General features: G+C 53.6%; 10 protein-coding genes. 8 read left to right on the plus strand and 2 right to left on the minus strand.

Annotated elements, in window-relative coordinates:
• The first annotated feature begins 239 nt into the window (after window positions 1-239).
• The 8 genes from AUQ42_RS10715 to AUQ42_RS10750 all read left to right on the plus strand — a co-directional run bounded on the left by AUQ42_RS10715 (window position 240) and on the right by AUQ42_RS10750 (window position 7,746).
• Window positions 240-1,001 carry an ATP-binding cassette domain-containing protein gene (locus AUQ42_RS10715; protein ID WP_206927795.1) on the plus strand — a complete coding sequence of 254 codons (762 nt, stop codon included), beginning with the start codon at window positions 240-242 and terminating at the stop codon, window positions 999-1,001.
• Between the two features lie 86 nt (window positions 1,002-1,087).
• Window positions 1,088-1,885, plus strand: a complete 798-nt coding sequence (locus AUQ42_RS10720; protein WP_068519072.1) for a lysine/arginine/ornithine ABC transporter substrate-binding protein — start codon at window positions 1,088-1,090, stop codon at window positions 1,883-1,885.
• 112 nt (window positions 1,886-1,997) lie between these two features.
• A complete protein-coding gene (locus AUQ42_RS10725; protein WP_068519073.1) occupies window positions 1,998-2,690 on the plus strand; it encodes an ABC transporter permease in 693 nt (230 codons plus the stop codon).
• Between the two features lie 3 nt (window positions 2,691-2,693).
• Window positions 2,694-3,437: an ABC transporter permease gene (locus tag AUQ42_RS10730; protein ID WP_068519074.1), complete on the plus strand. Its 744-nt coding sequence runs from the start codon at window positions 2,694-2,696 to the stop codon at window positions 3,435-3,437.
• A 125-nt stretch (window positions 3,438-3,562) separates the two neighbouring features.
• Entirely contained in the window at window positions 3,563-4,702 is a 1,140-nt protein-coding gene (locus AUQ42_RS10735) for a succinylglutamate desuccinylase/aspartoacylase family protein (protein WP_068519075.1), read from the plus strand.
• Between the two features lie 183 nt (window positions 4,703-4,885).
• Window positions 4,886-5,773 carry a deoxyribose-phosphate aldolase gene (gene deoC / locus AUQ42_RS10740; protein WP_231856739.1) on the plus strand — a complete coding sequence of 296 codons (888 nt, stop codon included), beginning with the start codon at window positions 4,886-4,888 and terminating at the stop codon, window positions 5,771-5,773.
• A 58-nt stretch (window positions 5,774-5,831) separates the two neighbouring features.
• Window positions 5,832-7,055: a phosphopentomutase gene (locus tag AUQ42_RS10745; RefSeq protein WP_068519076.1), complete on the plus strand. Its 1,224-nt coding sequence runs from the start codon at window positions 5,832-5,834 to the stop codon at window positions 7,053-7,055.
• Entirely contained in the window at window positions 7,048-7,746 is a 699-nt protein-coding gene (locus tag AUQ42_RS10750) for a DsbA family oxidoreductase (protein WP_228195470.1), read from the plus strand. The genes AUQ42_RS10745 and AUQ42_RS10750 overlap by 8 nt, the downstream gene beginning before the upstream one ends.
• Before the next feature lie 56 nt (window positions 7,747-7,802).
• Here the strand turns inward: AUQ42_RS10750 and mfd are convergent, their stop codons facing one another.
• Together mfd and AUQ42_RS10760 are read right to left on the minus strand one after the other, a co-directional pair.
• Complete coding sequence (gene mfd, locus AUQ42_RS10755) at window positions 7,803-11,300, minus strand: transcription-repair coupling factor (RefSeq protein WP_068519077.1); 3,498 nt, start codon at window positions 11,298-11,300, stop codon at window positions 7,803-7,805.
• A gap of 7 nt (window positions 11,301-11,307) precedes the next feature.
• Window positions 11,308-11,580: a succinate dehydrogenase assembly factor 2 gene (locus tag AUQ42_RS10760; RefSeq protein ID WP_068519078.1), complete on the minus strand. Its 273-nt coding sequence runs from the start codon at window positions 11,578-11,580 to the stop codon at window positions 11,308-11,310.
• Window positions 11,581-11,630 lie beyond the last annotated feature (50 nt).

Below are 11,630 nucleotides of genomic sequence, written 5' to 3' on the forward strand. Positions count from 1 at the left end.
GCGGCGCACGATGTTTGCGGGTATTTGTCCAATTGGAATGGCTAAGCGTTTGAAATATTGCCTTTATTCATAAAACTGCAAAAAATCAGTGGAAATACGCAGCGTCGATAGGCAATTATTGTCGCGATGAGAGGCGCATTTATGGCGTGTCTTGTGGGGGAGCATCGTTTCGATGATGCTAAGACGAACAAAATTCAGACTCTCAACAGGGAAACTTTTCACTCGCTATGAGCAAAAACATACCCGCCCTGCAGGTCGAAGGGATGATCAAAAGCTTTGGGGATCACGAAGTCCTCAAGGGAATTGACCTGACGGCGCATACTGGGGACGTGATTTCGATTATCGGTTCCTCTGGCTCGGGCAAAAGTACGTTCCTGCGGTGCATCAATCTGCTTGAAACCCCGAATGCGGGTAAAGTCCATGTCCATGGCGAACTTATTCGCATGAAGACATTGAAGGACGGTTCGCAGGAAGCCGCGGACAAAAAACAACTTCAGCGCATCCGTACCAAACTGGCAATGGTGTTTCAGAGCTTCAATCTCTGGAGCCATTTGACCATTCTTGAAAATGTTATCGAAGCACCGGTGCATGTTTTGGGTGTGCCGAAAAAGGAAGCGATCGAGCGCGCAGACGCGCTGCTTCAGAAAGTCGGCATGTATGAGCGGCGCGATTATTACCCGGGCCATGTTTCAGGTGGTCAGCAACAGCGTGCGGCGATTGCCCGCGCCCTTGCGATCGAACCTGAAGTCCTGCTGTTTGACGAACCGACTTCCGCACTTGATCCCGAACTGGTCGGGGAAGTGCTTAAGGTAATGACAGATTTGGCCGAAGAAGGCCGCACGATGCTGGTGGTGACCCATGAAATGGGCTTCGCAAAGGGGGTATCCAGCCACGTGATGTATTTGCATCAGGGCCGGGTTGAAGAATTCGGAAACCCGACTGATGTGTTCGAGAACCCCAAATCGGAACGTATGAAGCAATTCCTTCAACGCGATTTCTGATATGGGCAGGCTGCCTCTGTTGGGGGCGGTCGCGTGAATGGGTGCAAGAGGTTGTGCGCCATTCCAATTTACAAGGGAGAATTTGAATGAAAAACTGGATCAAGGTTGCTTCGGCTGCCGCTATTGGTATTGCACTGAGCGCATCTGCAGCAAATGCGGCGTGGGAAAAGGTTGTGATTGCAACCGAAGGTGCCTACCCTCCGTTCAACATGGTTGACGAGAACGGCAAACTCATCGGTTTTGACGTTGATTTCGCCAACAAGCTTTGCGAAACCGCGAAAATCGAATGCGAAATCGTTGCCCAGGACTGGGATGGCATGATCCCGGGTCTTCTGGCGAAAAAATATGACGCGATCATTGCTCAGATGTCGATCACCGAAGAGCGCAAACGCTCTATCGACTTCTCCGACTATTACAGCAACACTCCGGCTGTTTTCGTTGGTAAAGACGGCATGAGCATCGAAGCGTACAAAGATGGTGAAGTCGTCGAAGACGCACTTGACGGTCTTGTCGTTGGCGTACAGCGTTCGACGACCCACGCAAACTTCCTGGAAGACAACTTCCCGTCTGTCGAAATCCGTATGTACGGCACCCAGGACGAAGCACTTCTTGACCTGACTGCCGGTCGTGTTGATGCCACCCTGGCTGACTCCGGTACGCTTGAAGACTGGCTGAAATCCGACGAAGGCAAAGGCTACGGCTTTGTTTCCAACCAGTTCGCACCGAGCGAATGGTTCGGCGATGGCGCTGGTATCGGTATCCGCAAGGAAGACCAGGATCTCAAAGAGATCTTCAACAAGGCACTGGCTGAAATGCTTGAAAACGGCTCCTATGCCGAGCTGAACAAAAAGTATTTCCCGACGATCAATCTGCACCCGAATTGATCTGTTGATTTTTCCGGGGCGGCATCACTGTGCCGCCCCGCCCTTATTGTTGTCTGGTGTTTCTTTTTAGGGGATTGAAACGCCTGCGACATCAAGGAAAGCTGGAGACACCATGCTCGATTTATACGGCCGCGGCTGGCAGATGCTTGAAGGGGGACTGGTTACAGTTCAGCTTTGCCTTACCGTTTTGCCATTCATGATCATTATTGGTCTGCTGGGCGCATCAGCGAAACTTTCACGCTATCGCTCGTTGCGCATTATCGGGGAAAGCTACACCGTTCTTATTCGCGGTATCCCCGAACTTCTTGTTATTTTATTGATCTATTTTGGCGGCACGATTGCCGTTCAGAACATTGCCGAACTGATTTCCGGCGAAGAAACCCGTGTCGATATTCCGGCATTCTGGTCCGGTGTCGCCGCCCTTGCACTGGTACAGGGTGCTTTCGCATCCGAAGTTTTCCGTGCTGCCATGCAATCCATCCCGGTTGGCCAGATCGAGGCCGCCACGGCATGTGGCATGACACCACGGCAAATCTTTATGCGCATCAAGTTGCCACAGCTTTGGCGTTTTGCGCTTCCGGGGCTTAACAATCTGTTCCAAGTGCTGATCAAGGACACCGCCCTTATTTCGGTTGTTGGTGTCGAAGAAATCATGCGCAAGGCGGCAATCGGAGCCGGAACGGACAAGGCACCCTTTACATTCTATCTTGTGGCGATGCTGATGTTTCTTTCATTTACAACAGTTTCGCTTATTGCCTTCAACTATCTTGAAAAGCGGGCTGCCCGCGGTATCGCGAGGGCCTAAGATATGTTTGAAGATCTGATTTACGTTCTTGGCAAATATGATACCTGGCTTTGGCGTGGCTTTTTGCTGACGATTGAGCTGCTGGTAATCTCGGTTACCTTTGGAACGATTTTGGCCATTCCGCTTGCGGTGGCGCGCGTGTCCAAAAAAGTCTGGGTCCAGGCCGTTCCTTTTGCCTTCATCTATGTGTTTCGCGGCACACCCCTGATCGGGCAGCTGTTCATGATGTATTATGGCGTCGGACAGCTGATTTCGAACATTGACGGCATTCAGGATCATTGGAGCTGGGTCTATCTTCGCAATCCCTATTGGTATTGCCTTCTGACCTTTGTGCTCAATACATCGGCTTATGTTGCTGAAATCATGCGCGGTGGCATTCAGAACGTCCCAAGTGGCGAACTCGAAGCTGCGCGTGCATGCGGAATGACACCCTGGACCACCTATCGGCGGATTATCTTCCCGCGGATGTGGCAAATGATCTGGCCGGCTTACACCAATGACGTGATATTTACCCTTAAGGCGACGTCACTGGCATCTACCGTCACCATGATGGAGCTTACCGGTGCCGCGCGTAAAATCGTTGCGCGAACCGCCCTTCCCTATGAAGCGTTTATTTCGGCTGGCGTGATCTATCTGATCATTGTTTATACGCTGACCTTTGGCTTCAAGGGCATGGAGCGATACCTGCGCCGGAATGAGCGCCGCAAAGACAAGCATTCAGCAAATACCAAGGCGCTACCTACCTGACCTTGACTGAATTTGAATACTCAAACGGCCCGGAAGCCGGTAACAATCATATGCCAGAAATTTGGTGATGATCTGTTTCCGTCCGGGCTGTTTTGCCCCACGCCACCATTTTTCAGGAAACCAAAATGCAAGAAGAACGCATTGAACTCGTTCGCCCGCAAATGGGCACGTCACGCGCCCTTACCGTGCGCCGCTATGGCAAGGCCGGAGCCGGTCCGAAAGCCTATTTTCAAGCAGCATTGCATGCAGACGAGTTGCCCGGTGTCATAACCCTTCATCATCTTGAAGCATTGCTGAAAGAAGCCGATGCCAAGGGTGAAATCACCGGTGAGATTGTTGTTGTTCCGTTTGCCAACCCGATCGGTCTTACCCAATATGTCGATATGAAGCCGCTTGGCCGGTTTGAACTGCGCAGCGGCCAGAATTTCAATCGCCATTACCCGGATCTCAGCCCTGCGCTTATTGCTGCCGTTGACGGCAAACTCGGTCAGGATGCCGATGCGAACGTCAAACTGATCCGGGCCGAACTTCGCAAACTGATTGCGCAACACCGCAAGGATGTAAGTCCGCTGACCGATTTGCAGGATTTGCGCCTTACGCTTGCCGAACTGGCGATCGATGCGGACTATGTCCTGGATTTGCATTGCGACTGGGAAGCGCCGATGCATCTTTATATCAGTGACCATAACTGGCCCGATGCCGCCGACCTTTCCGCACAGATCGGATCGGAATGTTCCCTGATTGCCGAAATCAGTGGTGACAACCCGTTTGATGAAGCATTCAGCCGCCCGTGGGTCGAGCTGCGCCGTGCCTATGGTGATCAGTTCCCGATCCCGATGGCGACCCTGGCAACAACAATCGAATTGCGCGGTGACCGGGATGTTTATGATGAATATGCCATCCCAGATGCCCTGAACATGTTCAAGTTCCTGCAGCGCCGCGGTCTTGTTGCCGGGGATCCGGGGCCCCTGCCCGAACCGAAATGTGATGCGACGCCGCTTTCCGGTGTTGATCGTGTTGCTGCGGTTCATGGTGGCATGGTTGTCTTTTCCGTTGAAGCCGGCGCACAGGTTAAGGCCGGTCAGGAACTGGGTTATGTGCTGGATTGTGAAACCGGTCAGAAAACGCCGTTTTCAAGCCGCACGGACGGAATCCTCTATTCCCGCCTTGGTATCCGCCTTGTAGTGCCGGGGGGCTATTTGTGTTCGGTCGCCGGTGAAAGGCCGCTGCCCGGCCGCGAAGGACAATTGCTGCTGTCGAAATAGGGTTTTTGACGGCAGTTGTCAGGCAGTTCTGCTGTTTTGATTGAAACTGTGTTTTGGACGGATCGATTGATTGCCGGGGTAAGGTTGGATACCTTCTTGGCGATTGGACGATCCGTCTTTATCTTTAATGCCAGATGCATTAAGTGAACCGACTTTTGCCACCATTCGATGCCAGATTGTCTGGTGTGCACACCTAAAACCGACAAGTCGCGCGATGCGCGTTGCAAGGATATTCCGATGTTCGACCCGAAAACTGTTTCCGACGTGATTGCCGCTGCCCGCAAAAAAGCAGTAGCTGACGCCGATACTGCACGTCGTGCCATTTCCGTTCTTGACCTGACCAGTCTGAATGATGATGACACGCCAGAGGTCATCGAAGCCCTGTGCAAGCGCGCCCAAACACCCGAGGGCAATACAGCCGCGGTTTGTGTCTATGCGCCCTTTATCGAAACGTCCTGGCGGGCGCTGGGACAGTCCGGGGTCAAGACGGCGACTGTTGTGAACTTCCCCGAAGGTGGCACCAATGCCCAGCGCGTTGGCGATGAAACAGCCGATTGCGTTGCCAAGGGTGCGGATGAAGTCGATCTTGTTTTCCCCTATAAGGCCTTTATTGGCGGGGATGCAGCGATTGCCGCCGATGTTGTTGATGCGACCCGGATGGCGTGCGGCACGATGACCACCATGAAGGTCATTCTTGAAAGCGGCGAGTTTGACGACCTTGCCAAGGTCTATGATGCCGCCCGCCTTGCGATCAGGCACGGGGCCAATTTCGTCAAAACCTCAACTGGGAAGGTTCCCGTCGGTGCCACGCCAGAAGCGGCTGTGGCAATGCTGACGGCCATTCGGGATGCCAAAGAAGAAGACGGCATTGACGCCGGTTTCAAGGCATCTGGCGGGGTCAAGACAACCGATGACGCCGCACTGTATATCGCAATCGCCGACCACATCATGGGGGACGGATGGGCAAAACCCGAAACGTTCCGTTTTGGTGCCAGCGGGGTTTTGACCGCCCTGCTTGAAACCTGCGGGTCGAAACCTTCGGATGCGCCCGCGGCGACTGGCAATTACTAAGACGACTGACTATCTGCGACACAGGTTTTCGCAGCTTCTGGTTTGAAGGAAAATATCCATGGCACGTGCCATTATCATCGTAGCGGACAGTTTCGGTATCGGTTCTGCACCGGATGCATCGAAGTTCGGGGATCAGGGATCTGATACGCTCGGACATATCGCCGAACATTGTGCCAAGGGCCTGGCTGATAACGATCAGCGTAGCGGTCCGCTCAATATCCCGAACATGGTTGCTCTTGGCCTTGGCGAAGCTGCACGCGATGCAACCGGTCGTGTGCCGCCGGGACTTGATCATGGCGGGGCGATGATTGGTGCGTTTGGCCATGCCAAGGAACTGTCGCGCGGTAAAGATACGCCAAGCGGTCACTGGGAAATTGCCGGTGTGCCGGTCGATTTTGACTGGGGTTATTTTCCGATGACGGTTCCGACCTTCCCGGCGGAATTGACCGATGCCCTGATTGAACAGGCCAATCTGCCGGGGATTTTGGGCAATTGTCACGCATCTGGTACGACGATCATTGCCGAACTGGGCGAAGAACACATCAGTACCGGAAAGCCGATTTGCTATACCTCGGCCGATAGTGTGTTTCAGATTGCCGCACACGAAGAACATTTTGGGCTTGAACGACTTTATGAAGTTTGCGAAATCGCCTTCAAACTGGTCGAGCCGTATAATATCGGTCGCGTGATTGCCCGTCCGTTTGTCGGTGAAAGCCCGGCTGATTTCAAACGGACTGCAAACCGCCGTGATCTTGCCGTTCCCCCGCACAAACCAACCCTTCTTGACCGGTTCAGCGATGCCGGTGGCAAGGTCATTTCAGTTGGCAAGATCGCCGATATCTATGCCCATCGCGGTATTGCCAAGAAGGTCAAGGCATCGGGCAATATGGCCCTGTTTGACGCCATGATGACCGAAATTGCCGACGCACCTGATAACAGCATTGTGTTCACCAACCTGGTGGACTTCGATATGGAATTCGGTCACCGTCGCGATGTTGCGGGCTATGCCAACGCGCTTGAGGAGTTCGATAAACGAATTCCTGAATTGCGCGCGGCCCTCAAACCCGGCGATTTGGTGATTATCACCGCCGATCATGGATGTGACCCCACGTGGCGCGGGAATGATCATACCCGCGAATTTGTGCCGATCATGGCCTTTGGTCCGGCGATCGCACCGGGTCCGTTCGGTTTGCGGGAAACGTTTGCCGATATCGGACAAACGGTTGCCGATCACCTTGGTATTGCGCCACTTGCGGCGGGAACATCGTTTTTGAATGGATAGCATCATGAACTGGCAAATCGGACAAAGTGAAACAACAACGGCACCGATCCGGATCGAGGCCATTGTCGATACGATTTGCCCATGGTGTTACATCGGTAAAAAGCGACTGGAAAAGGCGCTGGCACGCGAAAAGCTTGATCAGTTGATGATCACGTGGCGCCCTTTCCTTCTGAACCCGGACATGCCCAGTGGCGGCATCGACCGCAAACTGTATTTGTCGGCAAAGTTCGGCGGATCAGAAAGTGCTGCACGGGTCTATAAGGCAATAGAAGATGCCGGGGCTGCTGTCGGCATTGACTTCAAATTTGACCAGATCAAGGTCACGCCCGATTCAACAGATTCCCATCGCCTGATTTACAAGATGTGCGCGGAACGCCCGGCTGTTGGCAATGCGCTGGTCGAAGATCTGTTTGTCGCCTATTTCCTGGAAGGCCAGGACATTGGCGATCATGAACTTTTAGCCGATATCGCGGTCCGCCATGGCGAAGACCGAAATGAAATTCTTGAATATCTTGCCGGTGATATGGATCGGGAATTTGTCGGACAGGAAAATCGTGTGGCCCATCAAATGGGTGTAACAGGTGTTCCCTGTTTCCTGTTTAACAGCCGTCATGCCTTGTCCGGGGCACAGGAACCCGACATTTTGCAACGGATGATCCGTCTTGCACGACAGGAAGAAATACCGGCCTGATCAGCCAATGAAACGAACAAAAAAGGCGGGATAACAGTTTGTTACCCGCCTTTTCTTTAAGTTGCGACGGCAATATCGGAAAGCCGCTTCATCAGTCTTTTCAGGCCTTCCAGCCGATCTGTCGGTCCATCCCAGCCAGCTGAATAGACAATCTTGTGGTCAGGACGCAGGCGGGCAACGCCAACCTGCTGCTGGATAAAACCGATCAATCCGGCCGGGTTCGGGAATTCGTTATTGCGCAACGTGATCAGTGCACCTTTGGGGCCCGCATCAAGCTTTTCGATATTGGCGACACGGCACCATTGCTTGATCGTGACCACATCCAGAAGGTTTTCGACTTCTTTGGGCAATTTGCCAAACCGGTCGATCATCTCGGCCGCGAACTGGTCGACTTCTTCGCGTGATCGCAATTCGGAAATCCGGCGATAAAGACCCAATCGCACGCCAAGGTCCGGCACGTAGCGATCCGGGATCAGAACCGGCATACCGATATTGATCTGCGGGACAAAGCTTGCATCTTCGGAAGCATCAATTTCGCCCTTGGCCTCGGCCACGGCTTCTTCGATCATTTGCTGATACAGCTCGATCCCGACTTCCTTGATATGACCGGACTGTTCTTCGCCAAGCAGGTTCCCTGCCCCGCGAATGTCAAGGTCATGGCTGGCAAGGTTGAACCCGGCGCCAAGGCTGTCGAGTGTCTGCATGACTTCAAGACGTTTCAGCGCCGTTGCCGTCAGTTTCTTGCCGTTCGGAAGTGTGAGATAGGCATAGGCACGCTGTTTTGAACGGCCAATCCGCCCGCGCAACTGATAAAGCTGTGCCAGACCAAACATATCCGCACGATGGATGATCATGGTATTGGCGTTGGGAACGTCGATACCCGATTCAATGATGTTGGTCGCAAGCAAAAGATCAAATTTGCGATCGGTGAAATCAGTCATCACCTGTTCAAGATCGCGGGCGCCCATCTGACCGTGGGCAACATCGAACTTGATTTCCGGCACCAGGTTTTCGAGTTCCTTGGCCACCCGTTCAAGTTCGTTCACGCGCGGACAGACATAGAAAATCTGACCACCACGATGACGTTCGCGCAGGATGGCCTCGCGAACAACCACCGGGTCATAGGGCGTAATGTATGTACGAACCGCCAGGCGGTCGACCGGCGGCGTGGCAATAATCGACAGTTCCTTGACCCCGGTCAGGGCCAATTGCAGCGTCCGCGGGATCGGTGTCGCGGTAAGGGTCAGCACATGCACGTCTGATTTCAGTTCTTTCAGCCGTTCTTTGTGTTTCACGCCGAAATGCTGTTCTTCATCAATGATCAGAAGACCAAGATCCTTGAAATGCACGCCATTGCCCAACAACGCGTGGGTACCACAGACGATATCAACATGTCCGCTTTCAAGGTTGTCTTTGACCAGTTTGGCATTCTTGCCGGTAACCAGGCGCGAAAGCTGTTCGACCCGAACCGGAAGCCCGTCAAAGCGTTGCTTGAAGTTCAGGTAATGTTGACGACACAACAAGGTGGTCGGTGCGACAATGGCGACCTGTTTACCAGACATTACCGCAGCAAAGGCCGCACGCATGGCAACCTCGGTCTTGCCAAAGCCGACATCACCACAGACAAGACGATCCATCGGCTTGCCAGCGGCAAGGTCATCAAGTGTATCGCGGATGGCACGTGCCTGGTCTTCGGTTTCGGCGAACGGGAAGCTTGCGCAGAATTCGTCGTAACTTCCTTCGGGTGCCTGCAATTGCGCACCTTTGCGCAGATGCCGTTCGGCGGCAACCTTGATCAGTTTGCCGGCCATGTCGCGGATACGTTCGCGCAGCTTGGCCTTGCGGGCCTGCCAGGCAACGCCGCCCAGCTTATCAAGGATTGATATGCCTTCGTCCGAGCCGTAACGCGACAGGACTTCGATATTCTCGACCGGGACAAACAGCTTGTCGCCGCCATCATATTCAAGCTCAAGACAATCATGCGGTGCGCCACCCGCCGTCACGGTTTTGAGGCCAAGATAACGCCCGATACCGTGTTCAAGGTGAACAACAAGATCACCTTCGGAGATTTCGGATGCTTCGCGCAGGAAGTTGTCCGCCTTGCGGCGACGACCGCCCGGACGGCTCATGCGATCCCCGAGGATGTCTTGTTCGGTTACAAACCACAGGCCCTGACGACGGAAACCGCGTTCAATATCAAGGATGACGACCGCAACATGTTCATGGGTCAAATCGTCAGTGATATCTTCCCAGCATTCACATGTGACAACCTTGCCAACCCCATGTTCGCGCAGAAGCGATACCATACGATCACGTGACCCGTCGGAATAGGCCGCAATGACAACCTGATTTTCCTTGCCGCGCTGGGTCGTGATGAAATCGCGTAGTTCGTCATAAAGGTTGGTATCAGCACGCGCACGCACGTCACCAAAATCACGCCCCGCCCGTGCACCAAGGTCAAAGATGCCGCGCTCCGGGTTTTCATCGTCATAATATGGCGAATATTCAAGAACGACGCGATCTGCCAGCATCCGGTCAAATTCGGCCTGATCAAGATAAAGCCGTTCGGTCGGAACGGGCTTATAGACATTATCACCCGAAAGACCGCCGCCTTTGATATTCAGACGTGCCTGATAATAATCGTCAATCATTTCAAGGCGGTTTTCGATGACCTCACCATACTGGTAATCCAGTGTGACGATGGTATCTGGCAGATAGGCAAAGATCGTATCAAGCCCGTCATGGAACAGTGGCAACCAGTGTTCCATGCCACCATATTTCAGGCCGTTTGAAATTGACTCGTATAGCGGATCTGTTTGCGAAACCGCGCCGAACAATTCGCGATAACCGCTTCGGAACCGTGAAATGCTGTCGGGATCAAGGAATACCTCGCCCACCGGCAACAGGGCGATTTCCTTGACCTTGCCAACGGTGCGCTGTGTTTCAACGTCAAAGCGGCGGATGCTTTCAATTTCATCCCCAAAGAAATCAAGGCGCACAGGTTCTTTCATGCCCGGTGCAAAGATATCGACAATGTCGCCGCGCACGGCATAGTCGCCCGGTTCCATCACCTGCTCGGCGCGGTTATATCCCATGCGTTCGAAATAGGCGGTCAGTTCAGACCGGTCATATTCCGATCCGGCCTTGAAGGCGAGTTTACCCTTGCGCATTACTTCAAGCCGCGGGACACGCTGGATGGCGGCCGCCGCGGTTGTAAGCACAATACGACCCTGCCCGGCGGCCGGTTTTGTGCCCTCTGCCAGGGTGGTTAGGGTTTCGATACGCCGTGCGGTTACTTCCGCGATCGGGGATACCCGGTCATAGGGAAGGCAATCCCAGGCCGGAAGCGTCAATATGTCGACTTCGCCGGCAAAAAACCTAAGCGCTTCTGCCAATTGCGACATGCGTTTGTCATCGCGCGCAATATGAAGAACCGTCTGGTTGGTTCCGGCAGCGTCAAGCAACTCACGCAGGATCAGGGCGTCGGCCCCTTCCGGGACACCACCAACACGTTTCCGACCTTTGGTCGATATGATTTCTTTGATTTTACTCAATGCTTTATCAGGCGTTGCTAAGTTCCCGGATCATCCGCAGAACATCCGTGTCATATTGGGCTGGCGCTTGTTCCTTGCCGGTTGCCCATTTGAAGAAATCTGCATCCGGTACTTCGTTGATCAGTGCTTCGAACGTATCAAGCTGTTCTTCGGTCAGGGTGCTCAGGTGTTTTTCCATGAAACGCCCCATCAGGATATCGTTTTCCTTGGTGCCGCGATGGCCGCCCCGGAACAACAGTTTCTTGCGACGCATTTCGAGTTCCGAAATGTTGTCAGTCATGGTCGATCTCCTGATTTAACTCTTTGATAGCCGCCCGGCGGGAGGGCCGG

The sequence above is a fragment of the Thalassospira sp. MCCC 1A02491 genome, from assembly GCF_001613785.1.
Classification (GTDB): Bacteria; Pseudomonadota; Alphaproteobacteria; order Rhodospirillales; family Thalassospiraceae; genus Thalassospira; species Thalassospira povalilytica.